The following is a 25,183-nucleotide window of genomic DNA, read 5'->3' as shown; positions in this document are numbered from 1 at the left end:
ATTTCCGCTGATCAAATCAAGGAGGCCACGATGGCCGTCGTTACCAAATATGCTGCCGGCTTCAAGGATCCGTCCATCAACAGTCTGCCTGCTGCAGTGCTGGCCGAAGGTCGGATGCGCGCGATCAACGTCCCCGCCGTCACCGTCACCAATGGCGACAACGCCAACTCCAAATTCTATCTCGGCAAGATGTCGTCGAGTGCGATCCCGATCACCGGCCTGTCGACATTGAAGCATGGCGCCATCACCGGCGCAGCGGACGTCGATATCGGTCTCTACAAGGATGGCGTCGTTGTCGACATCGACATCTTCGCGGACGGTCTGACGCTCGCCTCGGCCGGCACCAAGGATCCTTACGCAGCGATCCCTGTTGCCGACGCGGGCAAGCAGCTCTGGCAGCTGCTCGGTTTGGCGAACGATCCCGGCGTTGAATACGACGTGGTTCTCACCACCAAAGCGGACGCGTCGGCGACGGCGGCGTTCAGCGGGCATTTGCTCTACAGCAAGAAGTAAACCCGATCGGGGCGTCGCATGACCGCTACCGGCGGGACGGAAGAATACGCTGCCAATCTCGCGATGGGCCATCTCGGTCAGCGCGAGATTGCGACGTTGTCGGACAACAACACACGCACGCGCGCGGTCCGGCAATTCTTCGCCATGGCGCGTGATGCGACGCTTCGCCTGAAATGGTGGAATTTTGCCACGGCCTGGGCGACGCCGGCGGCGGATGTGACAGCCAGTAACGGCACGCTCAAGATCCGCTACCCGATGCCGCCGGATTGCATCCGCGTCCGCTTCATTGAGGGCGCCGATGACGACAGCTGGGCGATCGAGAACGCCGTCGTCAGTATCGGCGGTGTGGCCGTCGAGGCAACTATCCTTGTCAGCTCGATCACGGCGCCGAACGTCTGCTATACGCGCCGCGTCGAGCAGGTCCGGCTCTGGGATACGCTGTTCATCGAACAGTTCGGGTACGAGCTGGCGGCGCTGTGCGCTCGCAAATGCGGCAAGTCGACCAGCTATGCCGACAGCCTGCGTGCGACGGCGCAGCAGAAACTGAGCGTCGCTGGCGGCATCGACAGCAAGGAAAAGGCGCGCGCGCCGTCGCGTCCCGACACTGGCTGGGTCGCAGCCCGTCGCGGTCGCTCGCGCCGTTTCCGATAGGGGCGCTGCATGGGCGCCCGTGGACTGATCGACCGGATTTCATTTGCAGGCGGCGAGTTCGGGGAAAAACTCTTCGGCCGCGCGGACACTGCCAAGTATCAGATCGCTTTCGAAAAGCAGGAAAATTTCGTCACGCTGGTCGAGGGCGTCGTCACGCGCGCGCCTGGCACGCGGTTTGTACTGGAAGTCAAAGACAGTCTGCAGCGCGGCCGGCTGCTGCCATTCCGGGTCGCCTCAAACGACTATTACACGCTTGTCGTCAACGGTGGTGTTACGCGCCTGGTGCGCGAGGGCGGCTTTGTCCAGAACCCGAACACATCGATCTTCGAATTCAATGTTCCATGGGTTGAGGCTGATATGGCGAGCCTGCGATCGGCGCCGGCCGGCAATCAGCTCTACGTGACGTCGCTGAAGCAGCCGCAGCGGCTGACGCGCAACGATCACACCAACTGGGCCGTCGATGTCTACTCGCCCGACAATGGCCCGGTCGATGCGCAAAACCTTGACGTTGCGCGGACCATCCAGACCAGTGCCTCGACCGGAAACATTACGCTGACTGGGATGGGCTCTCCGTTCAATACCGGCATGGTCGGCGGCGTCATCCGCATCGACGACCGCGACCTTTCGCTGACGCCGCAATGGAGTGCGCTGGAGGCGACGGTCGCTCTGAGCGCGCAGCGTCGCTGGAACGGCAATGTGTATCAGGCGATGCAGTCGGGCAAGGACAGCGGTCCGAATGCGCCGGTGCATACCGAGGGCGACGTCACTGCCGGCAATAATTACCAGACGTGGCGCTATCTGCATTCCGGGTACGGTTATGTTCGCATCACCGCTGTGAGTAATACCAACAGCGCGACCGGGACGGTGATCGGTCGAATGCCGGATTCGCTGATGGGCGCCGGCAGCTTTCGCTGGTATCCGCCGGCCTGGACGTCGACGGCGGGCTGGCCGGAAGTGGTGGCCTTCGTCAAATCACGTCTTGGCTTCTTCCGCGGCGACAAGGGGTGGCTCTCCGCCGTCGATGATCCATCCGACCACGATCTTGGGCTGGCTGATGACGACGACGCGATCGCGATCCGTCTGCGTGCGCCCGATGCATCGCTCGTCGAGATCAAATGGGCGCTGCCGTCGGGGGCGCTCATTCTGGGAACGGCGGACGGTGAGTGGGTTTTGCGCGGTCCGAATGTGTTCGATCCGCTGACACCCAAGACCATCGACGCATTTCCGGAGACGTCGGAAGGTTCTGAACCGCATGTCCCTGTCCGCGTCGATGGCGGCGCCATGTTCATCGGCAGAACCGGCAAGCGCATGCATTACGGCAAGTATGACCGCCAGAAGCAGCTGCTGGAGACGCAGGAGCTGTCGGTCACCGCGCGCAGCATCTTCGGCCGCGGTGTCGCTGAAATGGCATGGCAGCGCGATCCGCATCGCGTGTTGTGGATGGCGATGGATGACGGCACGCTCGCCTCCGCGACCTTCATGCCGGAGCAGGAAATCATCGCCTTCGCGCGACATCCCCGCGTCAATTGCTTCGTCGAGAATGTCGCGGCGATTCCAGGCGTCGCCAGTGGCGTCGACGAAGTCTATTTCATCATCCGTCGTACCATCGGCGGCGTCACCAAGCGCTATGTCGAGCAGCTTGCCGATTATTTTGAGCCGCAGAATCCAGACGCCCCGACCGCACAAGGCGCTTGGTTTGTCGACTGCGGGCTGCGGGTGACCGGCACCAACATTACGCAGATCACCCAGCTCGGCCATCTCGAAGGCCAGGAGGTCGCGGTATTCGCTGACGGCGCGATGCAGAGCCGCAAGACGGTTGCGTCCGGTACGATCCAGCTTGATCGCCCGTCGAACGACATCACGGTGGGCTTGCCGGTGCGCGGCTATCTGCGCGATCTGCCGCGCAACCTGCAGGGCACCACGGCGAAGCAGAAGCGCGTGGCCGAGGTCGATGTGCACTTGCTGCATACCGGCGGCGGCAAGATCCGCGCCTATGATCCGGAGGAAACCCTACCTGACGACGCAACGGCTGCGCAGATCAATGCCGATGCGCAGAGCTGGGAAGATCTCGTCGAGACCGGCGCAAACGATTACGACGACGCGCCGCCCCTGATCTCAGGCCAGTTCCGTATGAACATCGAGGGCAATGTGCGCGACGAAGCGCAGATCGAGCTCGTCTGCGACGACGCAATGCCGCTGACCCTGCTTGGCATGTCGCCGGTCATCGAAGTCGAGGAGGATGACTGATGAACCCGTTCACGATCGGGGTGGCGATGGCGGGCACGGCGATGTCGGCCTACGGCAAGCTGACCGCTGGCGCTTCGCAGGCCTGGGCAGACAAGGCCGATGCCGAGTTACTGCTGCAGCAGGCCGATCTCTATGGCCTCAATGCCGAGACTGCGCAGACAAGCGGCCGCCTGCTGACGACACAGGCCGAGATAGCCGGCATGGGCGAGGATTTCGCGTTCGCGAAGGCGCGTCTGCAAAAAAGCCGCATCAGCGAGACGGGCCGCGTCACGCTCGCCGCGCAGCGGTCTGAATTCGCCAGCCGCAATATCGATCCGACCTTCGGGTCGCCGCTGCTGATGCAGGCGATCACGGCCGGCCGTATCGCGCAGGATCTCGATATCACCGACGCCAATGCCGCTGTGGAAGCGGCCGATGCTCGTTCTCGCAAGGCCGGCATTCTCGGCCAGGCCGCAGGCGCGCAAGGGCAGGTGGTCTCATCGCTCGGCCAGAAGATGACGGCGCAGCTCAAGGCGCGGTCGCTGTTCACGAAGTCCAATGACGACGGCACCGCGGCCGGCATCGGTGCGTTGTCGTCGCTGCTGACCGGTGCGGCGTCGATGGGCAAGGGCATGGGCGGTTTCTCGATGCCGTCAATTTCGGTTCCGGGATTTGATCCCATTGCAGGCATTGCGGGCTGACCATGGCAGGCGAACTCCCAGACTATCAATCGCGCGTGTCGCCCGGCAACGGGCCGATCCCGGCCGTTACGGCCACGCCGCTGATTTCGGTCCCGAACCTGTCGGGCGGACCTGCGTCGACGGCCGTCGGTGCGGCGACCAGCGCGCTTGGCAACGAGCTGGCCACGGTAGCCGCGAAGCTGAACGAAGGCATCCAGCACACCAAGGCGACAGAGGCGCTGTCGGGGTTCCTCGACGACAACGACAAGCTGACCCAGAAATATCTCAACGATCCTGACTATGCGACGTCGGAGGAACGGTTTCGCGGCGAGCTGGACGCTCAGAAGTCGCTGCGCCTCGAAGGCATCGACGATCCTCAGTTGCGCTCACGGACCGCGCTGCAGATGCAGCGGACATCAATCGAGAGCGCGGGCACGGTACGGGCGTCGTCGTTCACCAAGCAGCGCGATATTAACGTGTCGTCGCTGGATACGTTCGAAGGCAACGCGCTGCGCCGCGCGGTGACCGCACCATCTGACGTCGCCAAGGTTGCGGTGATCGACGAATATGCCGGAGAAGTAAGCCGGCTCTATGGTGCGGGCTGGATCGATGCCAAGACCGCGACCGCGCGGGGTCTGAAGTTCAAGCAGCAGCTCGACAATGCCGACGCCATGTCGGTCGTTCAGTCGGACCCGGCCACGGCGCTGCGGCGGCTGAACGATCCGAAAGCGTTTCCGTCGCTCGATCCGGTCACGCGCCAGGCCTACATCCAGCAGGCGATCGGCCGCGCGGATGACAATCAACTGACCACATGGGTGCCGCGCGCGTCCTTCGATCCGGTCGGGACCGCGCTGGCTGTCGGCCGGGTGTCGACACCTGATCAGCTCGATAAGATCTTCGACACCGGGATCCGCAAGCTGGAGAACGACACAGGGCAGCCGGATCTGGTGTCCAGCAAGGGCGCGATTGGTTTGGCGCAGATCCTGCCCGGCACAGCGCGCGATGTAGCGAGGTCGCTCGGCAAGACCGAGATTGCCGCATTGTCCGATGCCGATCTCGAAGCACGCTTGAAGTCCGATCCCGGCCTCAATCTGCAACTCGGCCGAACCTATTTCCGGCAAATGGGCGTGCGCTATGAAGGCAATATCGGCCTTGCCGCGGCCGCCTACAACGCCGGGCCCGCAAATGCCGACCGCTGGAAGGCGGCGGCGGAAGCGCAGTTCGGTGTGACCTTCACGCCCGCGCAACTCGCCAGCGTCATCGATTTCAAGGAAACAAGGAACTACGTCAACAATCTTTACAAGAATTCCGGCGCGCCGATGGATGTGGCGTTTTCGTCGCCGGCGTCGCTCGGCCGCGCCGTCAACGGCATCGGCGCCGTCATCACGCAGCAGCAGGCGCAGGAAGCGCGCAATTTGGCAGTACAGGCGTCGTCGATCGCGGCGACCGATGAGCTGCCGAACATCCTGCAGCAAGGGCTTAATGCCGATCCTGCGCGCATTGCCGGCTGGCGTGCGGTCCAGCAGGCCAGTGCCGACAAGGGCGACCGCGCCGCGGCCGAGAACATCCGCGCGCTCGACCAGGCGCTGCAGATGCATCCCTATATTCAGCAGGCCTGGAAGACGGCGCCGGCGATGCTCGATGGCATGGTGTCGCAGCTGGAGAGCGCGGTCGCGTCGTCGCCGAACGTGACGACGGCGATGACGCAGCAGCTCAAGGCGTTCAAGGCGGTTCGCGATGAAGTCGCAAAACGCCGCGACACCGATCCGATCTCGCTGGGTGAGCGCGGCGGCTATTATCAGCCGGTTGCGATCGACCCGACGGCCAATCCGGACAGCCCGCAATTCCGCGAGACGCTGGCAGTGCGCGGGCAGCAGGCGGCGACGTCGGCGAAGATCTATCTCGGCTCGGCCGCGGCGCTGAAGCCGGAGGAGGCGACCGCACTCAAGGAACGGTACGACAGCGCCGGCGCCGACGACAAATTCCGCATCGTGCAGTCGCTTGCGGTGTCGTTGCCGGAGAACGTCTATCGCGACACACTGAAGCAGATCGCCGGCACCGATGGCGGTACGCAGTTTGTCGGCCAGATTGCCCGCACCCGGCCGGAGCTGGCGCGCGAGATCTTCCGCGGCCAGCAGCTGGCGCAGACCGAGGGCGTCAAGAACAAGACGGGCGACGTCCGCACCGCGCTGTCAAACAAGCTCGGCGGACAGATCTATGTGTCGCCGGATCAGCAGGGCTCGGTGATCGACGCGGCGCTCTCGCTCTACGTCGCCCGCCGTGGCAGTGCGCTTTATGACGCGACCGACAGCGGCGCGATCGAGAAGGCCATCGAGGACGTGGCCGGGCCGATCGTCAAGCGCAACGGCGTCAAGACCGCGGCACCTCCCGGCATGACCGCTGGGCAGTTCACCGGCGCGCTCGATGCGCTCACTGACACGTCGTTAGATCAGTTCGGCGGCGCCTACGATCGGAGCGGCAAGCCTTACAGCGGATCGTTCCTGTCGTCGCGCGCGGTGCTGAAGCAGCTGGAGCCCGGCGGTTCGCGCTATGTCGTGGTGCTGCCGCAAGGCGCCGGCGGCAAGGAAGTGCCGGTCTGGCAGGCGCCGGATCCGAACGTGCCAAATCGCCCGCTGGTGATCGACATGTCGATGCTGAAGAACACGGCGCCCGGGCAGCTATCTGCCTATCAGCGAGGACGCGCCGCCACCCGCGCCGAGATCAATGACCGGATCCAGCAGACCCGGCTCGACACTGACGGTGTAGCGCCATGAGTTGGGAAAACGACGCATCCAGCTATCTCGCCGAATTGTCGCGCTCGCCTGGTGGTCAGCAGCCGGCGACGCTCGGCCAGGTGTGGGACAGCGAGTGGAAGCGGACTTCGCTCGATACTATCGCCGGCGTCGGTCAGCCGTTCGGCGACGCGCGCGCGGATCTCGTCACCGCCATCGAAACCGCATCGGGCCGCCCGATCGCGGACTATGCCGCACAGATGGGCGTCAAGCTTGGCGCCGGTGTCACCCAGGCCGAGGATATCCGGCTGCTCGGCTCACTCGCCGATACGCTGCCGGAGGACAAGCGCAAGACGATCGAGCCGCTGAAGGACATCCGGCTCAACGCCGCGAAGAAGGCGCAGAAGATCGAGGCGGATGCCGACGACATCGGTAACGCCACCTATGGTCTGTCAGCCCATGCCACGGCTTTCATCGCCGGCGTCGCGCGCCAGGCGGCGGACCCCGTCAACGTCGCCGCCATGGTCGCGACCGCACCGCTCGGTGCCGCGCGCGGTGCCTCGCTGCTCGCCACCATCGGCCGCGAGGCCGGCGCCAATGCTGCCGCACAGGCGATCGTCGAGCCCGTCATCGAGCCGCAGCGCGAGCGATTGGGCGTCGACAGCGGTTTCGGCCGGGCCGCGGGCAATATCTTCGAAGCCGGCGTCGGCGGCGCCGCTTTGTCGGGCCTATTCCATGTCGCCGGCCGCGGGCTTCGCGCCTTGCGCGGGGAACGGCCTGCGGAGGCCGTACAACCATCCGCGCCGGCCGAGGGCGTCATCGTGCCCCCGGCGGCCGAAACACGCATCGGTGAGTCCGGCACGGCGCCCGCGGCATCTCCTGATCCGGCTCCGGCCGGTGCATTGACGCCGCAGCGGTCGGTCGAGCAGTTTGCGCCGGACGATTTCCACGCCGCCGGAGATCTTGCCGAGCGCGACCACGTCGTCGACGTCATGTCGCCGGTCGATACGGCGGAGGGTCGGCTCGATCACGCGGTCAAGGTGGACGACGCGGCAGACCGGATCGAATTGGCCGGATCACCTAGCAAGATGGCCGGCCCTTCCGACGCCGACGTGCTGGCCGAGGTCAGTAAATGGGCGTCAGGTGCCGACGCCGGCGCTAACCTCTCGCTGCTGCCAGAAGCGGTGTATCGCTTCGGTCAGCCGCTGCAGGCCGAAACCACATTCTATCGTGGTGAGTGGCCCGGGGCACCGGATCTGCAAAGAAAGCTACAGGCGACCTCCGTTTCAGATCGGCTCGGGGCACAGTCATTTGCAACATCGCGAAATGACGTCGAGCTAGAAAGGATGCCCCAGGACGGAGGCGGTCCGCCACGCTTGCCATTGAGTGAAATCATCGTTCCCGCGAACACAAAAGTATTTGATGCTGGCCCGCACGCTGGAGCGAACGCTGGTGAGCTGGAGCGGATGCTGCCTCCGGGCGAATTCAAACTGGTGCGGACGCGGACTGAGCCTTGGACGTTTGCAGGTAATCCCGCCGAATATGTCATCAAGACATATAGGTTTATTCCGGATGCCGATGGTCGGGTGACCGAGCTAAAATCAAAAGCTCCCCGCGGTCGCGCCGCAGCGGACCCCGAAACCTTCTCGCTCAATGAGTTCATCGTCAGCCAGGGCGGCTTGAAGCCTGATCCCGAACTGGCAGCGATCTACGGCACCGCGCGCGGGCCATTCGTGCCGGGCTTCGGCCCGCTGATCCGCAAGGGTGGAAAGTCGCTCGATGACGCGCTGCGCGCGGCAAAAGATGCGGGCTATCTGGTCGATCCGCGCGACATGGACGGACCGGACAACGGCACGCTTGGGCTCGCCGGGCGCCGCGATCTCGGCCTGACGCCGAACGATCTGCTGGATCGGCTCGACGCTGAGAACCGCGGGCAAAAGCTCTACAAGCCCGGCCAGGCCCGGGAAGCCGCCATCGACGACGGGCAGGAAGCGCATGCCATCGTCGGCGCGCTGGAAAAGGAACTATACGACACCGGCGCCGGCGACACCCGCATCGACCAGGCCATTGCCGATCGGGTGGTACAAATCGTCCGCCAGGAAAAAGAAACCGATCTGTTGTCCGCCTATGAACGTGCTATCATGGAGGACGCGGAACGCTACGAGGGACTGGCTGCGGCCAGACAAGCAGATGCCGAACTCGGAAAAATCGCAGGCTGGGACGCTGATGAACTCGGCACAGCATCGCGCGATGGCACGCCTGATCCGCAGCAACGCCGGCAAGCCGAACGCGCCGGACAAGGCGACAGCGGAAAAGATGGCGCAGCGTCACGAGACGCTGGCGATGGCGCTGGAACGCCGCGCCAGCTAGGCGACCCGGCCCTTGCGGCCGATGCCGCCCGCGCGCTCGAAGATGCCGGCGGCGATCTCGAAATTACTCTCATCAATCCGGACGGCACCATGCGCACGCTGAAAGCCAGCGACGCGCTTCGCGAGGTCGAGGAAGACGCGCGCGCCGCCGATGAACTCAACGCCTGCATCGTCGGCGCTGCAGAGGAGGCACCGTTTTGACCGCTCGCAAATGTTTCGTGCGCAAGATCTCCGCCGGCAAGGTATCGTCGCGATCCGGCCGCCAGATCCTCGACATGATGAACGCCTTCGAAGCGGAGCATCAGGCGACGCTCGGCGACGCCGCAGGTGCCCGGCAGGCGGCGCTCGATGCCGCGGAGATCGCAACGGCAGAAGCTGCCCGCAAGGCGGATCTCACGCGCGGCAGCATCGTTGCGCAATCCAGCGTCATGCGCGCCGCGGCCGCCTATGAGGCGAAGGTGGTTGAATTGCGCGCCACGCCTGGCGATCTCGGTTTCGGCAACAAGGCGCCGCCGACGCTCGGCAAGGATCAGACCACACTCGGCTTTGCCGTGCGCTCGCTGCTGGCCCGCGACCCGTTCGAGATCTCCGGCTGGAACAACGTCCATTATCTTGCGCGCAACATCCGCGGCGTCGCGCATGCGGCCTTCGCCGATGCGATGGAATATCTGCGGCCGAAGAAACTTGGCTTCGCGCCGGAGGCGACGCGCGAGCTGGACGTGCTGCGCGCGCTCTATGGCGAAGGTGCCGAGGGCGAAGCGGCGACAGCGGCAAAGGCATGGGGCGACGTCGCCAAGAGCCTTGCGGATCAGTATAGCGCCGCCGGCGGCGCGTTGGGTGAACGGGAGACGTGGCGGCTGCCGAACCCGTCGATCGACGCCAACAAGGCGCGCGCGCTCGGCGCCGATCGCTTCAAGCAATTGGTGCGGGACAATATCGACCGTCGCGACATGCTGGACTGGGCAACTGGCGAGCCGATGGGCGATGCGCGGTTTGCCCAGCTTCTCGACAGCGTTACGGCCGATATCATCGACGGACCGCAGGGCGCGGTGACGGCCGCGCGGTCGGGTCGGCCGATGCTGGCCAATCAGCGCGACATGGCACGCTTCTTTGCATGGAAGGATGCCGAAAGCTGGCTGGCCGTGGCGGAGGCCGTCGGCACGCACCAGAGCGTGTTCGATACCATGACCGGACACATCAAGGGCATGGCCGATGACATCGCGGCGCTGCGGGTGCTTGGCCCGAACCCGGACGCAACGAAGCAGTTTATCCACAACCTTCTTGATCGCGAGGCCGCGCGTCTGTCGGTCAAGGCCGGCGACAAAGCGACGGCGAAAGAGATCGCGGCGACCGTCAAGGCTAATCGCGGCATTGAAAGCCGGGTGAAGCTCGAAAAGCGCCTGTTCGATGATCTCTATGCCGAGGTGACCGGCACCAATCAGACGCCGGTCAACACGACGTTCGCGACCGCGATGGCCGATGCCCGGCACTGGTTGTCCGCCACCCAGCTCGGCAGCGCGATCATTTCGTCATTCACGGATCCCGGCTCGCTTGCGATGGTCGCTCGCTTCAACGGCCTGCCGGTCATGAACACGATCAATCGCGCCGTCTCGATGATGACCGAGAAGGGCAGCGAGGTCTTTATTGCGCAGCAAGGATTGGTATTCGACAGCCTGGCGCATGCTGCCGGGCAGAGCGATCGCATCATGGGCGAAGAGATCCGCACGGGGCTGGCGCAGAAACTCTCCAGTGCCAACATCCGTGCATCGGGCCTGCGCAAATGGACCGCGATGCTGCGCGGCGCCTTCGGGCTGGAGATGATGGCGCATGTGGCGCGCGAGCGCGGTACCGACTTCGCCGGCCTGTCCGATGAATTCCGCGGCGCACTGTCGCGCTACGGCATAGCCGATGCTGACTGGAACCTGATCCGCAGCACAGAGCCGCATGCACCTCGTCCCGATGCCGTCCTGTTGCGGCCGGTTGATATCCGCGAAGGGGGCACGCAGGCGCATATTGCTGCGGCCGATAAATTCCAGCGCATGATCGACACCGAAATGGACTACGCCGTGATCGAAGGCGATCCGGTGACGCGCGCGATGATGATCGGCGACAGCAAACCGGGCTCGCTCGGCGGCGAAACGCGCCGCGCCGTGTCGATGTATCGCTCGTTCCCGGCGACCTTCGTCATGATGCATTTCTCGCGCGCGGCCGCCCGCGGTTGGGACGGCACCCGGCTCGGCCATTCTGCGCTCGCCTTCGCCGCCATGACGGCGCTGGGCGTCGTCTCGATGCAGACCAAGGAGATCGCCAGCGGCCGCGATCCGCTGTCGCTGGATCCGACCACGGGCAACGGGCTGCGCGCCTGGGGCAAGGCGACGCTGCAGGGCGGCGGCTTCGGCGTGTTCGGCGACATCCTGTTTCTGGATCAGACCAAGCAGGGCAACAGCTGGGCGGCGACCATGGCCGGGCCATTGGCGGCGTCGGCGGAAAGCATCCTTGGCGATTTCGTCATCAAGAACATCCAGCAGGCGGGGAAGGGCAACGAGACGCACTTCGCAGGCGATGCCTTGTATGCCCTCGGCCGGCATATCCCGGGCTCGTCGCTATGGTTCACGCGCCTGGCGTTCCAGCGCGGCGTGATGGATCAACTGGCGCTGATGGCGGATCCGCGCGCGCGCGAGCGCTTCAGCCGGATCGAGGCACAGGCGAAGAAAGACTGGGGTCAGACCTACTGGCTGCCGCCGGGCCAGACGGAAGCGCGCCGGGCGCCGGACTTCGGGGCGGTGCTCTCGGGCCGATAGGCCCGGCGCGTCCTGACCACGCTTGACGACGCCCGTGCGCCGCTAGGTTGGCGTCATGACTGTGCCAACCGAAGCCGCATATGCCGAACTGCTCTGGTCCGGGGGCGAGACGGCCTTTACCCCGGGCTTTACGGCCGAGCACATCGACGACGTCGAGGTCAGCTATCTCGACGCCGACGGCTTGCCGGTCCCTCTGACGCGCGGCGTGCACTTCAACGTCTCGCTCGACAGCGCACTGAACGTCTCGGTAACCCCGATCGCTTTGCCGGTTGCACCGAAGACGATGACGTTCGAGCGCAATACGGACGCCGTCCAGGGCACCAATTTCGAGAACCTGCATCGCTACAATGCGACTGTACACGGCGTTCTGTTCGATCGCGCATTCCGGCTGCTCGGCGAGTTGAAGTCCAGGGTAGTCCGCTCTGTCGGTCCCTTCTTCACGTCCGACGACGTGGTCGATTTCCGCCCGCGGCGGATCAAGGCGGCCGATCCGATCGATGATAGCGATCTGGCAACCAAGTTCTATGTGCTGACCGTCACCGGCATTCTCAATCTGCAGAACTACGTAATTCAGTGCGCGGCATCCGCAGCTGCAGCGGCTGCATCGGCCATGGAAGCGCTCGGATACAAAACCGGCGCGGAAGCGGCGCGTGACAAGGCGCAGGCATGGTCGGACACCGCCGAGAACACGCCTGTGCAGGGCGCTGAATATTCCTCCTATCACTGGTCGCGTAAATCTCAGGCGGCGGCCGCGCTCGTTCTCGCAGCACTTGCCGTGACCGACTATGGCTTCGTCGCCGATGCCCCAACCGAAACCCGTGACTATGGGACCGTTACATGAGCATCATCGTCCAGCGTCGCCGCGACACGCGCACCAACTGTCAGGCTGGAACGCCCGCCGACGGTGAGTTGTGGTGGGATCAGACCCTCAAAGCTCTGCGCATGGGCGACGGCGCTACACTTGGCGGCTACCTGCATAAGCGTTGGGGCTATAGCTACCCGCTCATCCCAGCGCAGATCACGGCCAACCAGAACGACTACAATCCAACAGATCTATCCATCGCGGAAACCATTTTGCTGAATTCGGACGCGGCGCGTACGATCACCGGCATCGCCGGCGGCGCGTTCGGGCGCAACATCAAACTGATCAATCGCGGATCGTTCGAGATCACGCTCGCGAACAGCTCGGCATCGTCGACGGCGGCCAATCGGTTTCTGTTCGAGGCCGACATTGTCATGCGGCCGAACGCTGCGGTCGAGATCCAGTATTCGACGACCGACAGCCGTTGGATGCGGACCTCCGGCGGTGTCAAGTTCGCCACCATCCCGCAAGAGCTGTTGTTGACGGGCGTCATATCGCCTGCGCAGATCACGGCGAACACGAACGATTATGCGCCGACCAGCGTTGCGCTCGCGACCACGCTGCGCCTGTCCACGGATGCCTCGCGCAATCTCACGGGTCTTGTCGATCCGCGCGACGGCGCGATGAAGATGATCATCAATGTCGGCAGTAATCCGCTCGTGCTCAAAAATGCCGATGCCGGATCGACGGCCGCCAATCGCTTTGATTTCGGCAACGATGTCACCCTTGCCGGCAAGCAGGCTGCGCTGTTGCGATATGACGGGACTGACGCGCGCTGGAAGCTCGTGTCGTCAACGGCGGGTGCCGCGGTCGCTGCCGGCGCAGTGACCGCGCAGACGCTTGCACCTTCGGCGCTGGGGGCGCGCGTCGGCATGATCAACGGCACGTTCGTCGAAAGCCGCGTTGGCGGTGCCGCGACATATGCCGTCAAGACGCTCGCAGGAACCGACCCGACCTCTGCGGATCCCGTGTTCTTCGTATTCAACACCGGTGGCGGCGGCTACGTCATCCGCGCCGTGACCGCCGCTCTTTCAATCGTTATATCGTCGGGGTCGTCTGCGGGCGCTATCAACAGTGTGGCGTTTCATCTGTGGCTCGTTGCGTTCGACGACGCCGGCACCGTCCGGCTCGGCTTCAAGAACTGCTGGACCGGCACGGTGCTCTCCGGGCTCAACGAAGCGTTCCCGGCCTCATCCACGGCAGAAGGCGGCGCTGGCGGGGCCGACAATGCCGGCACGTTCTATACCGGCACAGCCGTCGCCTCGAAATATTACTGCATCATCGGCGTCGCTTCCTATGAAGCGGGCCTTGCGGCTGTTGGCACCTGGGGCATCGCACCGTCATGGATGCAGCTTTACGGCCCAGGCGTTCCGAAGCCCGGCGAGCCGGTCGGTGAGGTGACACAGATGCTGACGTCGACGACGACATCGACGACGGCGACCAGTTACCAAAACACCGGTGTGACAGTCTCGCCGACGCTCAAGAGCGCGGCAAATATCGCCAAGGTGAGCTGGTGGGGCGGTTTGAGCGGCGCAAATTCGTCGGCGGCGGTCTATGCCGGGCTGCATCGCGGAGCCACGCAAATAGGTCCCGAATATATCGAATTTCTGAATGTTGCGTCGGCCTCACTGGTCGGTCCCTTGTCCGGCGAATGGCTGGACGCGCCCAACACGACCACGCCGGCCTATATGATCAAGATCAAGGCGCAAGCTACCAACACCACCCGCTTCCCGGAAAACACCTCCGGGGGCAATGGCGGCATGAAGGTCGAGGAGTTGATGTCATGAGCCTTCCTAGCGCGATCGCCAGCCTGTGCCCGGACGCGGAGTGGACGCTGCTCGACAGTGGCGATCTCGCGACGCTCGAATGGCTAAGCGCCGATATCCAGCGGCCAACCGACGCGGCGATCGAGGCTGAAGTCGTACGGATGGCGGCGCTGCCGCCGGCGGAACTGACAGTCGCCGAGCGTCTCGCTGCTGCGGGGTTGACGGTCGACGACCTGAAGGTCGCACTCGGCCTGGCGTGAACTTCCTACGCTTGACACTGCGCATCCGACCGCATTCTCGCGCATAGCGAGAGGCGGACAGGATGCGACTTATCACGTCACGGATTTGTAGCTGGGTCTTTGGTGGACTTCTCCTGTCCGCTCTCTCGCCCCATGCGTTCGCGGGCGATGTTGCCAGCTATTACGGTTCCGAAAGCGGAACGCATACGGCCAACGGCGAGCGCTTCGACCCGCTCGGCCGCACCTGCGCCCATCGCACTTACCCCTTCGGCACACTGCTGCGCGTGACCTATCGCGGCCGCACGGCCGTATGCCGTGTCAACGATCGCGGTCCGTCTCATCGGCTCCAACCGCCGCGCACACTCGATGTCTCTCTCGGCATTGCCCGCTCCCTCGATCTCGTCGCCGCCGGCGTCGGGCCTGTCACCATTGAGGTCGTCCCATGATCGCTATTCAGAACGGCCGCGGCTATCGCAGCGGCGTGCCTTTGCCTTTCAAGGCCAGTCCGAATATCGGCGGCAAGCTCGTCCCCGAATATATCGTGCTGCACGATACGGCGTCGGGCCTCAATGACAGCGGCCCGATTTCCTGGCTGACCGATCCGATCAGCAAGGTGTCGGCGCATGTGGTGATCGGCCGCGACGGCAAGATCACGCAGCTGGTGCCATTCAACGTCAAGGCCTGGCATGCCGGTCAGTCGATCTGGGCCGGGCGTCCGCTGCTCAACGGTTTCTCGATCGGCATCGAGATCGTCAATCCGGGCAAGCTGCAGGTGGTCTCGCCTGGCGTCTACAAGGGCGTCGGCACCTATGACACCAACAAGGATCCGTCGCTGGTCGTGAAGCGCGCCAAGACGGCAGCGCACGGCGACGGCTTCTGGCTCGCCTATACCGATGCGCAGGTCGCAGCGGTGCATGATCTGTGCGAGGGGCTGTGCAAGAGCTACGGCATCAAGGAGATCGTCACCCACTGGCTGATCTCGCCGGGTCGCAAGGTCGACACCAATCCGCTGTTTCCGCTGGAGCAGCTGCGCCGGGATCTCTCGCCGCTGCTGCGCTTCACCAAGCCGGTCACCTTTGCAGAGATCGCAGACGACGCACCGGCGCCGGCGGAGGGCGACGAGAGCGCCGGCGGCGGCGACGAGCTCGCGCCCGTCACGCCCGGCACCGACTACGCCGCGCCGATCGGCACCCGCGACACCGACGAGAGTGCAGGCGGCGTTCCCGCGCTTTGGCGCCTGGCCAAGAGCCGGATTACCCAGGCGACAGCCGGCATGGGCCTAACCTCCGTTGTCGGCCTGTTGAGTGACTGGCGATCGCTGGCGGTGATCTGCGCATTCATCGTGATCGCCTGCTGCGGTTACATCATCTATCGCCGCAGCCTGGTGCAGTGATGCTTGTCGATCTGTTTTGGACCGTTGCGACATCGAACCTGGTGCTGGCGATCGTCGGCATCGTGGCGCTGGCCTGTATCGTGGTCAGCCACGTGCCGTTGATCCGTTGGATCCCCACCATCGATCACTGGATGAAGCTCGCCACGGCCATCGGCTATGTCGCGCTGTTCCTGCTGGGACTGCTGATCGGGCATCGCCTGTCGGACGAGCGCGCTGAAACGAAGCGATTGAAGGGCGAGCTTGAATGGTCGCGCAATCAGTTGGAGCAACAGGAGGCACAGGCGCAGGACGCCGAGCGCCTGAAGGAGGAGGCCGAGACCAGGGCGGCAGCCATCAAAGGAGAGTTGGATGACTACCGCAAAAGCTTCACTGGCCGTCCGGACGGTAAGTGCACTTTCACTGATGACGATCTTCAGCGGTTGCGCCAGCTCCGGCGTCACACCCGCTAGTACATCGGTGCAGATCTCGCGGTCCTGCGAGCAGCTGGCGCAAACCGTCGACCATCCGGAACCGACGATCGAAACCGATCCGCGCGTGACGGTCGGCGAATATGCCGTGGCGCTCGACACGGCCAACACCAATCTGGACGCGACGCGGACCTGCCAGGTGCGCCAGCGCGAGCGGATGAAGGCCGGCCGGCTGTGAGCGACGCGGATACGCAGGCCGCCATTCGGGACCTTTGCAGCCAGGTTGGCGAGCTGACCGGGACTGTAAAATTGATGACAGACACATGGCGAGGTCAGGAAGCCTCAGCCTCGGCCGGCCGCCGCGAGGTCTATCAGAAGCTCGAAGCGGTGAAGGCTGAGGTGACCGGACTACAAAATCAGGTGGGTGGCCTCAGCAAGGAGGTCGCTGTGCTCGCGCCTTCAGTGAAGGCCTTCGACAATGCCCGGCAGCAGGCCAAGGGAGCGCAGACGCTGGGTAAGATCATATGGGCGGCGATCGGCATCGGCGGCGTCGGGCTGGGCTCGTTACTCACCTGGGCACTCGCAAACTGGATCTCGATCACGCCGAAATTCCCGCCGCATTGACCGTGCCACACGCCGTGCGACAAACGCCGGATTTCGTCGGAAAAGCTCTGTGGTGCGACACGTAAGTCATTGATAGAGCAGGTGAACCAAGTATCTCTTAATCACCGGGTCCTAGGTTCGAGCCCTAGTGCGCCCACCAAAAAATCTCAACAAATCAGATTGTTAGAATTTCGGTGGTCAGTCATTCCGACCGGACGTCGTCTGTCATTCTGACGGGTCACCTGCTTTTGGTGTTTCGCTGAGCCAACCATCAACCAGACGGCCAAGCCACGAAGAAACGTCGAAAACCCGTTGAGCCCCCTCCGCGCGCTGTAGCGACCTTTCCGGAGCTCTTTGCAAACCCGAGCGAAAACGCGGACCGAATTTTTCTATTGGTCCCGAGCCCTCTGTGGGAGGTGGCCAGGTGGAACCGCCGGGATGCGTGCACGTTCCTACATCTGGAGAAACAGCATTCTGGTGCCGTCGTGCGGCGCGCTTTGCATTCAAGTCCAATCACCAAGCAGCAAATGGGAGTTTGTCGATGCTCAGCGCCTTCATCAACGGAAAAGATATCAAAACCGGTACCGTGATTTCTGTCGTCGCCAAATCGGTGGCGCCGGGAGAAACGCTTGCGCTCGAATACCCAAACAAAAGTCGGGTGTCAGGTAAGGTGATCTCAGCTTCGCACAGCGAGCTCGAATTGGAGATCAATTCGGAGGCCTGGCGGCTGCGTCCACACGCCCCGAGCGACAGCACCATCCACAATGACCTGTCCGATAAGGATGCATCATTCTGGACGGTCCAGGCGAAGCTCTAGACTATTCGTCCTGGCCGGTTTGCGACCTCAGCGGCCCGGTTTGAAAACCGCGGTGGCCGAATTTAAGAAACGTTAGGGGCAGACGGGCCACTATCTGCAGATGAAGCTCTTTTTGTGGTTTTGCGCGGGGTCGGCGGCCGGGATTCTGGCGACGGTAATCTTGTGTCTAGCGCTCGTGCTGGGCGTCAGTCAGTTCGGAATACCCAACGATCATCCTGTGGTGAAGTACATGATCCATGGCATCGCAACGATATGCTGGGTGTTGGGAATAGGCGCCGGCCTGTATTTTCATTTTCGGCACCGATCTGGTTTTAGGCTTCCCAAGCAGTAAGGCAGCCTCAGTGGGCGGCTCTTTCATTTTGGCGACCTGGGGGCGGATCGATGGATAGTCTCAAAGCCCACGCGCGGTTCGTTCAGGATCTTCGCTAGAGGATCGTGTTTCGGAGGCGTCCGAGGGGATGCCGTCGGTTTGTGCCGGCGCTCGACGACCATGGCGCGCTCGGCATTGGCCGCGCGCGAACCGTGCTCTTCAACAAAGCCGATCCTGGGTTCGTCGAGCAGCTTGGACTGCCATGCTTTTGTATTCGTCATCCCGTCATTCTAGCCGATGGCGTGCGGCTCTGCAAAAGCCCGCGGGTGAGGGCGGGTGGAGACCGCACGCGCAACGCCGCCCTGGGCGGAGTATGATCGCCCCGGCGACGTTGGCTAAACACTGGGCCCTCAAATCCCCAGTTCAAATTGGTACGATGGACGTGGCTGAAAGGTTCAAGGGAGCCAAAGAAAAAACGCCCGAGGGTATCGAGCGGGCTGTGGCGGTGTTCGGTTCGGCGATATGCCGCGAGACGTCGAGCATAGCCAAGACCCTGCCAATGCAATGAAAACCCGCCGAGCTGCGCCGGCGGGTTTCTTCTGCCTACTGGCGATACGGCTCGTCAGGGAGTGGTCCGAGCGGCCCGCGGCGTCGCTGCAGGCGCAGCGGTCCTGGTTTTCTGGATTGCCTGGCTGACCGGTAATTGCAGCACGATTGCCTTCTGCCCGGGCCTCAGGTCGGTGACGAGAACAATCCTGCCATTTGAGAATTCCAGCGCGTCGTGGTGATTGTGATACTGGCCCATGTCAATTTGACGAAACCGTGCTAGTCGATCGTTGACGTTGCGGCGAAACACCCATCCATCGACTCGGACGTTTTCTTCAAAAGCGATCTCGGTGCCAGGGCGAAGGCATACCGCAACGTTTGGATCGTCGAAGCTTGCGAACCCTTTGGTCGTCGTCGAAGGAAATCTTGTCGATACCAACCTATCCGCCACCTCTGCGGGACGGTTGGCGACCGCGTGCAGGCTGTAATCACACATGGATGCGCTCCTATGGACGGCCACCCAGCAAATGCTGCAACATCCGTGAACCTCGTTGGTTGCAGCGCGGGGCAAAAAAAGCTGTCGGCCCAGGCGTCACCTCATTCTGACCGCGCCAAAATTCCAAGCCTAACGTCCAGATAGGCGCGTCCAGGATCGCTTCGACGTTCGACCGCCGCCTTCACGCGTCTGGTCGAAGCGCTGCGTTATCGTTTGTGAGTATGGAGCAGGGGCCGCCGTATCATTGCGCGGTCCCGGATACGCACGTCCGCGAAGTCCGGCAGGGTCGTGCGTTCGTTGCCGGGCGTCGATCTCGGATTGAGGTCGATTAGCTGTAGAAGATACCGCCATCCACGTTGAGTGCCTGGCCCGTCACGAAGGCGGAATCGTCGGAGGCGAAGAATGCGACTGGGCCGACGACGTCTTCCGGCTCGCCGAGCCGATGCAGGTCGGTGATCTTCTCGAAATAGGTGACCCGCTCCGGATCGCGCAGGTTGTTGCGGCCCATCTCGGTGAGGATGATGCCGGGGCATACGGCATTCACCGTGATGCCATGGCCACCGAATTCCATCGACGAGACCCGCGTGAAGCCCACCACAGCGGATTTCGACGCGGCATAATGCGACTGGCCGGGGCCGCCGGTGCGCGCGGCCAGCGATGCGATGTTGACGATGCGCCCGTATTTGCGCTCCTTCATGTGGACGACCATCGCCTGGGTCATCTGGAACACGCCGCGGACGTTCACGGCGAAGGTCTGGTCCCAGTGTTCGGGCGTGGTTTCTTCGATGGTCGCGAGACGCAGGATGCCGGCGTTGTTGACGAGAACATCGACATGGCCGAGACCCGCGACCGCTTCCGCAACCGAGCGCTGGCAATCCTCGAGCTCGCTGACATCTGCCAGAACAGGAATGCAGTTGCCGCCGAGCTTCTTCACATCCGTGACGGTCTCCAACAGCGTGCTCTCCTGCGACGCGATGTCCGTCAGAGCGAGATTGTAGCCGCGCTTGGCGAGGCCAAGGGCGATGGCACGTCCGATTCCGCGGCTGGCCCCGGTGACGATGGCATGTCTGGTCATGTGATGTTCCTGCTTCTATGAAAGCTGTCGATGGATGGATTAGGTGCGTGCGCCGCGGACGGGCAGCGTGTTCATCGCCTTGACCGTCTCCTCGAAGGACACGAGATTGGCGCCGGAACCGAGCCCCGTCGCGACGATGGCGGCCGTGGCTGTCGCCAGTTTTGCGCAGTCCAGCAGGTCCCAGTCGCGGACCAGGCCGGCGATGAAGCCGCCGGTATAGGAATCGCCGCAGCCGGAGGTGTCGCGCACCGTCACCTCGAAGGCCGGTACCGTGAACTGCCGCCCGTCGCGCGTCATGATGAAAGAGCCGTGTTCGCCGAGCGAGATCGCGCAGGCACCGGCGCCCTTGCCGATGAAATACTGCGCGCAGGCCGCGGGATCGTCGGTGCCGACCAGCGCGTGGGTCTCGTCGATGCTCGGCATGAAGAAGTCCGTATAGGGCATCAGCGGTTCGACCAGTGCCAGCGTCTCGCCGCGTGCCTGGATGAGATCGACGGTGGTGATGCAGCCGGCCGCCTTGGCATCGCGCAAAAGCGCCACCGTCGGCTCGCCGTCCATCGCCAGCAGCGAGCCGACGCCGCCAAGATGCAGCACCTTGCTGCGGCAGGCGGCTTTCTGCGCTTCGGGCGAAATCTTCCAGCGCGCGGAGGCGCCGCGCGCATGTAGCACCGGGCGCGAGCCATCCGGACGGATCGGCAGGATGGTGGCGGAGGTCGGCACGCCGGCCATCCGCTCCATCACCGAAATATCGATGCCCTCGCGTTCCATCGCATTCAGCACCCAGTCGGCCTTCTCGTCGGCGCCAACCGCGCCGACGGCGAGCGCCTTCAGCCCGAGGCGCGCGCAGGGCACCACGGTGCCGCCCGCGGTGCCAGCGACCGTGAGCCGGATCTCATCGATCAGCGCGCGGCCGCCGCCGGCCGGGATTTCAGTGATGGGGACGCCGAGGATGTCCAGGATGTAGGTGCCGCAGACGCTGACGTCGTGGGGATGGGCCATGTGGCAAGTCTCGCAATTGTTGGTGCTGGTTTGTTAGGTCGAGGTTTTCGGCGTGCCGTCGGTGTCGCGCAGGCCGTATTGTCCCCATCGCTTCAGGATGCTGTCGATCTCGGCATCCGGCAGCAGCGGCGGCGTGCCGAGTTGCAAGCAGCCGTGATACTGCTTGGCGAGCACCTCGACCTCCACTGCAAGCCACATCGCCTTGCGCAGATTGGGGCCGATGGCGATCAGCCCGTGATGGGCGAGCAGGCAGGCGCGGCGATGGCGCAGCGCCTCCAGTGCCGCTTGCGACAGTTCCGCGGTGCCATATTGCGCATAGGGCGCGCAGGGGATGTCGTTGCCGCCGGCCGCCGCGATCATGTAGTGGATCGCGGGAATGCTGCGGTTCATGATCGCGATGATCGTGCAGAAGATCGGATGCGCGTGCACGACGGCATTCGTTTCGGGCTTGGCCTTGAGTATGTCGAGGTGGAAACGCCATTCCGTCGAGGGCACGCGGCCAGCCGGCGCCGTCCACGAGCCATCCCATTTCATCGCGACGATGTCTTCCGGCCGCATGCTGTCATAGGGAACACCGGACGGCGTCAGCAGGATGCCGTCCCCGGTGCGGACGCTGATATTGCCGGACGTGCCCTGATTGATACCGGCAGCCGACATTTCGTGGCAGGCATCGATGATGGCCTGTCGGGTTGCGACGTCTGCGGCGCTTGGATGCGTCATGGCTTGTTTCCTCGAAAGTCGTCGCTGCGGCTCTTACCGGCCGCTGCGGGCGATCGTTATATCGGTGCGAGGCGGGTCAGCGCCCCATGGCGAAGAATTCGTCGTTCGGCCGCATGCTGGTGACATTCGCCAACCGGTTCGACATGCCGAAGAAGGCGGCGATGGCAGCGATATCCCAGACGTCGTCCTCCGTGAAGTCGTGGCGCTTCAGCGCCTCGATATCGGCATCGCCGACCTCGTAAGCCTGCATCGAGACCTTCATGGCGAAATCGAGCATCGCGCGCTGCCGCGGCGTGATGTCGGCCTTGCGATAGTTCACCGCGATCTGGTCGGCAATCAGCGGGTTCTTGGCGCGGATGCGCAGGATGGCGCCATGCGCCACCACGCAATACTGGCACTGGTTGGCATTGCTGGTGGCCACCACGATCATCTCGCGCTCGGCCTTGGTGATTGGGCCTGGCTTGTCCATCAGCGCATCATGATAGGCGAAGAAGGCGCGGAATTCGTCGGGCCGGTGCGCCAGCGTCAGGAACACGTTGGGCACGAAGCCGGACTTTTCCTGCACCGCGAGGATGCGCGTGCGGATGTCCTCCGGCAGGCTGGAGATTTCGGGGACGGGGAAGCGGCTGATGGCTGGGGTGGTCATGGTTTGTGTTTCCTCTCAGGCAGTCGCGAGTGCAACCAGTCTGTCCTGGTATTCTTCAAAAGCGTCGCGTTGATCTGCAATATGGGGTTCGGTGCGGACCAGGCATGTATGCGCCGAGCAGCCCTGGCCGAATTGCGAGGTGCCGATGTCGAGCGTCAGCACGTTCGGATTGCCGGCGACTTCGAGACCAGTCTCAGCGCGCGGGGTGAACCAGGCGCCGGTCGGCAGCACCAGCACGCCGGAGCGCACGCTGTCAGTGATATCAGCAGTGGCGAGACAGGCGCCGCGTGCATTCCAGATGCGGATGGTCTGTCCGTCGCTGATGCCGCGCGCCGCGGCGTCGTCGGGATGCAGCCGTGCCTGTTCGCGGCCGTTGCGCTTGTTGGCCACGCTGGCGACGCCGGTTTCGATCTGGCTGTGCAGCCGGCCGGCCGGTTGATGCGAGATCATGTGCAAGTCGGACGCATCGCTACCGTTTCCGAGCCATTCCGCCGGCTCAACCCAGGCCGGATGCGACGGACAATCGGCATAACCGAGCCGGGCGAGGGTCTTGCTGCCGAGCACAATCTTGCCGCTTTCGGTCTTGAGCGCATGCGCCTCGGGATCGATGCGGAAATCGGCGAGGAAAGTGTGGTCGGCGCGCACCGGGCAGCGCGTATAGCCGTCGTGCCAGAATGTTTCGAAGTCGGGCATGTCGAAGCCGAGCCGCTCGGAGGCGTCCTGCCGGCTCGCCTCATAAAGATGACGGACCCAGCCGATTTCGTCGCGGCCTTCGTTGAAGCGGTCGGCAACGCCGAGCTTGCCGGCGATGCGGTCGAAAATCTCGAAGTCGGGCAGCGAGTCTCCGACCGGCTTGATGGCCTGTTTCATCGCAATGATGAAGTCGGAGCGCCTGTTGCCGGCAAGGTCGTTGCGTTCGATCGATGTGGTCGCCGGTAGCACGATGTCGGCGCGCTGTGCCGTCGCGGTGAACATCGGATCCTGGACGATAATGGTCTCGGGCCGCGTCCAGGCTTCGGACAGCCGGTTGAGATCCTGATGGTGATGATAGGGATTGCCGCCGGCCCAGTAGACCAGCCTTGTGTCCGGATAGGTTCGCGTCTCGCCCTCATAGGTGAAGGTCGCGCCGGGATTGAGCAACATGTCGCTGATGCGCGCCACCGGGATGAAACTGTCGATCGGGCGCGTCAGTTGCGAGATGGCCGGTGACTTGCCGAGATTGGAGGGCGAGCCGACGCCGCCGAGCGAGGCATAGCCGTAGCCGACACCGCCGCCCGGCAGCCCGATCTGGCCGATGATGGAGGCGAGGCCGAGCGCTGCCCAGAACGGCTGCTCGCCATGATGCGCGCGCTGCAGGCTCCAGCTCACGGTAAGCATGCTGCGGGTATCGACGAGGCGTCGCGCCAGCTGGCGGATGCCGTCGGCATCGAGCCCACAGATCTCCGCGGCCCAGGCTGCATCCTTGCGAATGCCATCGGACGAGCCGTCGAGATAGCCGAGCAGTTGCTCGGCGCCGCTGGTGCAGCGATCGAGGAAATCCCGAGCGTGCCGGCCTGCCTTCACGATCTCGCCGGCGAGGCCCAGCATCAGCGCGGTATCAGTGTTCGGGCGGATCGGCCACCATTCGGCATCGACCCAATCCGGCATATCGTCCTTCAGCGGCGAGACGTGAACGATGCGGATGCCGCGCTCGGCGATTTTCCTGAGATAGGATTCGAGGCGGTGGGCGCCGATGCCACCGGCTTCGGTCTGCGCGGTGCGTGGCGATAGTGCGCCGAACACCACCAGCGTCTCGGTGTGTGCGGCTATGGTGTCGAGCGTATTGGCCTGGCCGTCGCAAGCATCGGAGCTTCCCAGCGTATGGCGCAGGATCACCGGGCCGGCAGCAATGGAATATGTATCCACATGCCGGGTGAAGCCGCCGACCAGATTGAGCATGCGCTTGAGCAATGACGACGCATGATGCAGGCGGCCCGAATTGGTCCAGCCATAGGAGCCCGCGAAGATCGACGCATTGCCGTGGGTGCTGGAGACGCGACGGATTTCGTCGGCCACCAGCGTGGTCGCCTCATCCCAGCTGACGGGCACGAACTTCTCCGCGCCGCGCTTGCGCCGATCGCTGTGCTCGCGCTTGTCGAGCCAGCTGGAGCGCACCATCGGACGCAGAACGCGGCGTTCAGGATTGGCCCATTCCGGCACCGAATGGATGATCGGCGAGGGGGCGGGATCATGGGCGAACGGCTCGATGCCCACGATCTGTTCGTCCTGCACGAGGATCGTATAGGCGCCCCAGTGACTGCAATGCGGGATTCGCTTGATCTCACTCACGCAT

At 63.8% G+C, this 25,183-nt stretch carries 23 protein-coding genes; 16 read left to right on the top strand and 7 right to left on the bottom strand.

The window, feature by feature from the left end; all coding sequences use genetic code 11:
- Nucleotides 1-30 precede the first annotated feature (30 nt).
- From HP556_RS09640 to HP556_RS09565, 16 genes are all read left to right on the top strand, one after another.
- Nucleotides 31-513, top strand: a complete 483-nt coding sequence (locus HP556_RS09640) for a hypothetical protein (RefSeq protein ID WP_175366801.1) — start codon at nt 31-33, stop codon at nt 511-513.
- 18 nt (nt 514-531) lie between these two features.
- Nucleotides 532-1,164, top strand: a complete 633-nt coding sequence (locus HP556_RS09635; protein ID WP_175366800.1) for a phage connector family protein — start codon at nt 532-534, stop codon at nt 1,162-1,164.
- Between the two features lie 9 nt (nt 1,165-1,173).
- Nucleotides 1,174-3,411 carry a phage tail protein gene (locus HP556_RS09630; protein WP_175366799.1) on the top strand — a complete coding sequence of 746 codons (2,238 nt, stop codon included), beginning with the start codon at nt 1,174-1,176 and terminating at the stop codon, nt 3,409-3,411.
- Nucleotides 3,411-4,091, top strand: coding sequence for a hypothetical protein (locus tag HP556_RS09625; protein ID WP_175366798.1), 681 nt, complete (start codon nt 3,411-3,413; stop codon nt 4,089-4,091). Before HP556_RS09630 ends, HP556_RS09625 begins: the two co-directional genes overlap by 1 nt.
- Nucleotides 4,092-4,093: 2 nt before the next feature.
- A complete protein-coding gene (locus tag HP556_RS09620; RefSeq protein ID WP_175366797.1) occupies nt 4,094-6,844 on the top strand; it encodes a transglycosylase SLT domain-containing protein in 2,751 nt (916 codons plus the stop codon).
- Complete coding sequence (locus tag HP556_RS09615) at nt 6,841-9,372, top strand: hypothetical protein (RefSeq protein WP_175366796.1); 2,532 nt, start codon at nt 6,841-6,843, stop codon at nt 9,370-9,372. Before HP556_RS09620 ends, HP556_RS09615 begins: the two co-directional genes overlap by 4 nt.
- On the top strand, nt 9,369-11,972 hold the full coding sequence (locus tag HP556_RS09610; RefSeq protein ID WP_175366795.1) for a hypothetical protein: 2,604 nt from the start codon (nt 9,369-9,371) through the stop codon (nt 11,970-11,972). The genes HP556_RS09615 and HP556_RS09610 overlap by 4 nt, the downstream gene beginning before the upstream one ends.
- Nucleotides 11,973-12,027: 55 nt before the next feature.
- Entirely contained in the window at nt 12,028-12,813 is a 786-nt protein-coding gene (locus HP556_RS09605; RefSeq protein WP_175366794.1) for a hypothetical protein, read from the top strand.
- On the top strand, nt 12,810-14,621 hold the full coding sequence (locus HP556_RS09600) for a hypothetical protein (protein ID WP_175366793.1): 1,812 nt from the start codon (nt 12,810-12,812) through the stop codon (nt 14,619-14,621). Before HP556_RS09605 ends, HP556_RS09600 begins: the two co-directional genes overlap by 4 nt.
- The gene (locus tag HP556_RS09595; protein ID WP_175366792.1) at nt 14,618-14,860 is read left to right on the top strand and encodes a hypothetical protein; all 243 of its coding nucleotides are present in this window, start codon (nt 14,618-14,620) and stop codon (nt 14,858-14,860) included. The genes HP556_RS09600 and HP556_RS09595 overlap by 4 nt, the downstream gene beginning before the upstream one ends.
- Nucleotides 14,861-14,922: 62 nt before the next feature.
- Complete coding sequence (locus HP556_RS09590) at nt 14,923-15,285, top strand: septal ring lytic transglycosylase RlpA family protein (RefSeq protein WP_175366791.1); 363 nt, start codon at nt 14,923-14,925, stop codon at nt 15,283-15,285.
- Nucleotides 15,282-16,232: an N-acetylmuramoyl-L-alanine amidase gene (locus HP556_RS09585; RefSeq protein ID WP_175366790.1), complete on the top strand. Its 951-nt coding sequence runs from the start codon at nt 15,282-15,284 to the stop codon at nt 16,230-16,232. Before HP556_RS09590 ends, HP556_RS09585 begins: the two co-directional genes overlap by 4 nt.
- A complete protein-coding gene (locus HP556_RS09580; RefSeq protein WP_175366789.1) occupies nt 16,232-16,681 on the top strand; it encodes a hypothetical protein in 450 nt (149 codons plus the stop codon). Before HP556_RS09585 ends, HP556_RS09580 begins: the two co-directional genes overlap by 1 nt.
- Complete coding sequence (locus HP556_RS09575; protein WP_175366788.1) at nt 16,635-16,877, top strand: hypothetical protein; 243 nt, start codon at nt 16,635-16,637, stop codon at nt 16,875-16,877. Before HP556_RS09580 ends, HP556_RS09575 begins: the two co-directional genes overlap by 47 nt.
- Before the next feature lie 74 nt (nt 16,878-16,951).
- The gene (locus tag HP556_RS09570) at nt 16,952-17,263 is read left to right on the top strand and encodes a hypothetical protein (protein WP_175366787.1); all 312 of its coding nucleotides are present in this window, start codon (nt 16,952-16,954) and stop codon (nt 17,261-17,263) included.
- A 520-nt stretch (nt 17,264-17,783) separates the two neighbouring features.
- Nucleotides 17,784-18,059, top strand: a complete 276-nt coding sequence (locus tag HP556_RS09565) for a hypothetical protein (RefSeq protein WP_093760270.1) — start codon at nt 17,784-17,786, stop codon at nt 18,057-18,059.
- Between the two features lie 354 nt (nt 18,060-18,413).
- Here HP556_RS09565 and HP556_RS09560 read toward each other — a convergent pair whose 3' ends face one another.
- The 7 genes from HP556_RS09560 to HP556_RS30470 all read right to left on the bottom strand — a co-directional run bounded on the left by HP556_RS09560 (nt 18,414) and on the right by HP556_RS30470 (nt 25,179).
- On the bottom strand, nt 18,414-18,650 hold the full coding sequence (locus HP556_RS09560) for a hypothetical protein (protein ID WP_175366786.1): 237 nt from the start codon (nt 18,648-18,650) through the stop codon (nt 18,414-18,416).
- 341 nt (nt 18,651-18,991) lie between these two features.
- On the bottom strand, nt 18,992-19,411 hold the full coding sequence (locus HP556_RS09555) for a hypothetical protein (protein WP_175366785.1): 420 nt from the start codon (nt 19,409-19,411) through the stop codon (nt 18,992-18,994).
- Nucleotides 19,412-19,739: 328 nt separating this feature from the next.
- A complete protein-coding gene (locus HP556_RS09550) occupies nt 19,740-20,486 on the bottom strand; it encodes an SDR family NAD(P)-dependent oxidoreductase (protein ID WP_175366784.1) in 747 nt (248 codons plus the stop codon).
- 39 nt (nt 20,487-20,525) lie between these two features.
- Nucleotides 20,526-21,485 carry a sugar kinase gene (locus tag HP556_RS09545; protein ID WP_175366783.1) on the bottom strand — a complete coding sequence of 320 codons (960 nt, stop codon included), beginning with the start codon at nt 21,483-21,485 and terminating at the stop codon, nt 20,526-20,528.
- A 33-nt stretch (nt 21,486-21,518) separates the two neighbouring features.
- Entirely contained in the window at nt 21,519-22,205 is a 687-nt protein-coding gene (locus tag HP556_RS09540; protein WP_093760258.1) for an L-fuculose-phosphate aldolase, read from the bottom strand.
- A gap of 76 nt (nt 22,206-22,281) precedes the next feature.
- Nucleotides 22,282-22,851: a peroxidase-related enzyme gene (locus HP556_RS09535; RefSeq protein WP_068738357.1), complete on the bottom strand. Its 570-nt coding sequence runs from the start codon at nt 22,849-22,851 to the stop codon at nt 22,282-22,284.
- 15 nt (nt 22,852-22,866) lie between these two features.
- Nucleotides 22,867-25,179 carry a molybdopterin-dependent oxidoreductase gene (locus tag HP556_RS30470; RefSeq protein WP_175366782.1) on the bottom strand — a complete coding sequence of 771 codons (2,313 nt, stop codon included), beginning with the start codon at nt 25,177-25,179 and terminating at the stop codon, nt 22,867-22,869.
- Nucleotides 25,180-25,183: the final 4 nt, after the last annotated feature.

The sequence above is a fragment of the Tardiphaga robiniae genome, assembly GCF_013359755.1.
Lineage (GTDB): Bacteria > Pseudomonadota > Alphaproteobacteria > Rhizobiales > Xanthobacteraceae > Tardiphaga > Tardiphaga robiniae.
The sequence above is the reverse complement of the archived record's forward strand: the minus strand, read 5'-3'. Positions and strand labels throughout refer to the sequence as shown.

What these genes read in the sequence shown, in the direction of transcription:
- HP556_RS09640 (WP_175366801.1), top strand. Translation starts at nt 31, where the DNA reads ATGGCCGTCGTTACCAAATATGCTGCCGGCTTCAAGGATCCGTCCATC.
- HP556_RS09635 (WP_175366800.1), top strand. Translation starts at nt 532, where the DNA reads ATGACCGCTACCGGCGGGACGGAAGAATACGCTGCCAATCTCGCGATG.
- HP556_RS09630 (WP_175366799.1), top strand. Translation starts at nt 1,174, where the DNA reads ATGGGCGCCCGTGGACTGATCGACCGGATTTCATTTGCAGGCGGCGAG.
- HP556_RS09625 (WP_175366798.1), top strand. Translation starts at nt 3,411, where the DNA reads ATGAACCCGTTCACGATCGGGGTGGCGATGGCGGGCACGGCGATGTCG.
- HP556_RS09620 (WP_175366797.1), top strand. Translation starts at nt 4,094, where the DNA reads ATGGCAGGCGAACTCCCAGACTATCAATCGCGCGTGTCGCCCGGCAAC.
- HP556_RS09615 (WP_175366796.1), top strand. Translation starts at nt 6,841, where the DNA reads ATGAGTTGGGAAAACGACGCATCCAGCTATCTCGCCGAATTGTCGCGC.
- HP556_RS09605 (WP_175366794.1), top strand. Translation starts at nt 12,028, where the DNA reads ATGACTGTGCCAACCGAAGCCGCATATGCCGAACTGCTCTGGTCCGGG.
- HP556_RS09600 (WP_175366793.1), top strand. Translation starts at nt 12,810, where the DNA reads ATGAGCATCATCGTCCAGCGTCGCCGCGACACGCGCACCAACTGTCAG.
- HP556_RS09595 (WP_175366792.1), top strand. Translation starts at nt 14,618, where the DNA reads ATGAGCCTTCCTAGCGCGATCGCCAGCCTGTGCCCGGACGCGGAGTGG.
- HP556_RS09590 (WP_175366791.1), top strand. Translation starts at nt 14,923, where the DNA reads ATGCGACTTATCACGTCACGGATTTGTAGCTGGGTCTTTGGTGGACTT.
- HP556_RS09585 (WP_175366790.1), top strand. Translation starts at nt 15,282, where the DNA reads ATGATCGCTATTCAGAACGGCCGCGGCTATCGCAGCGGCGTGCCTTTG.
- HP556_RS09580 (WP_175366789.1), top strand. Translation starts at nt 16,232, where the DNA reads ATGCTTGTCGATCTGTTTTGGACCGTTGCGACATCGAACCTGGTGCTG.
- HP556_RS09575 (WP_175366788.1), top strand. Translation starts at nt 16,635, where the DNA reads ATGACGATCTTCAGCGGTTGCGCCAGCTCCGGCGTCACACCCGCTAGT.
- HP556_RS09570 (WP_175366787.1), top strand. Translation starts at nt 16,952, where the DNA reads ATGACAGACACATGGCGAGGTCAGGAAGCCTCAGCCTCGGCCGGCCGC.
- HP556_RS09565 (WP_093760270.1), top strand. Translation starts at nt 17,784, where the DNA reads ATGCTCAGCGCCTTCATCAACGGAAAAGATATCAAAACCGGTACCGTG.
- HP556_RS09560 (WP_175366786.1), bottom strand. Translation starts at nt 18,650, where the DNA reads ATGACGAATACAAAAGCATGGCAGTCCAAGCTGCTCGACGAACCCAGG.
- HP556_RS09555 (WP_175366785.1), bottom strand. Translation starts at nt 19,411, where the DNA reads ATGTGTGATTACAGCCTGCACGCGGTCGCCAACCGTCCCGCAGAGGTG.
- HP556_RS09550 (WP_175366784.1), bottom strand. Translation starts at nt 20,486, where the DNA reads ATGACCAGACATGCCATCGTCACCGGGGCCAGCCGCGGAATCGGACGT.
- HP556_RS09545 (WP_175366783.1), bottom strand. Translation starts at nt 21,485, where the DNA reads ATGGCCCATCCCCACGACGTCAGCGTCTGCGGCACCTACATCCTGGAC.
- HP556_RS09540 (WP_093760258.1), bottom strand. Translation starts at nt 22,205, where the DNA reads ATGACGCATCCAAGCGCCGCAGACGTCGCAACCCGACAGGCCATCATC.
- HP556_RS09535 (WP_068738357.1), bottom strand. Translation starts at nt 22,851, where the DNA reads ATGACCACCCCAGCCATCAGCCGCTTCCCCGTCCCCGAAATCTCCAGC.